This window comes from Brevibacillus sp. SIMBA_040, from assembly GCF_046535075.1.
Lineage (GTDB): Bacteria > Bacillota > Bacilli > Brevibacillales > Brevibacillaceae > Brevibacillus.
In genome coordinates this window covers 1-451 of record NZ_JAWRXI010000062.1, presented here as the reverse complement: position 1 = coordinate 451, position 451 = coordinate 1, and the positions used below count along the sequence as shown (strand labels likewise).

The 451-nt window shown below is 55.9% G+C and carries 1 protein-coding gene; it reads right to left on the bottom strand.

Annotation, left to right across the window (positions count from 1 at the left end; all coding sequences use genetic code 11):
• Window positions 1-188: 188 nt before the first annotated feature.
• Entirely contained in the window at window positions 189-326 is a 138-nt protein-coding gene (locus tag SB752_RS31945) for a hypothetical protein (protein WP_410719436.1), read from the bottom strand.
• Window positions 327-451 lie beyond the last annotated feature (125 nt).

Here is a 451-nt window from a genome sequence, read left to right as displayed (position 1 = left end):
ATGCCAAATGCGGGAGGCCCGACACAAATCTGGAACTCGCATCTTCTCTTGCCTCCAATGCATACGCTCACGGCGAAAAGGTTACCGGTCAGTCAGATGTGGAGATCTGGCCGACAGCACGCCATTTCGAGCAGGGTCGCTGCCCGTTGCGTAGCTCACCGCCTCGTGTGTTGTTGGTCCCTGGCTCGTCACGCAACGACGGGACCTGCCCAAAGGAGCTTTCCAAGAGCTGGCGTCTGGCGGGCCTTGCGTAAGGTGAACTGCAAGCAGCGGGTATTCATAACGACCTGCTCGATCTCAGCCTGCTGACGTCCGAGTACGGTCAACGCATTTTCCCTTGCAAAGGGTGCGTTTTTACTGCCATGCCCTTATGCCATTGGCCATGCTGCTGTTATCCCAATCATTCGCTCGACCAGGTGGGTGATGTCATGAACATCATTTATCCGCAATG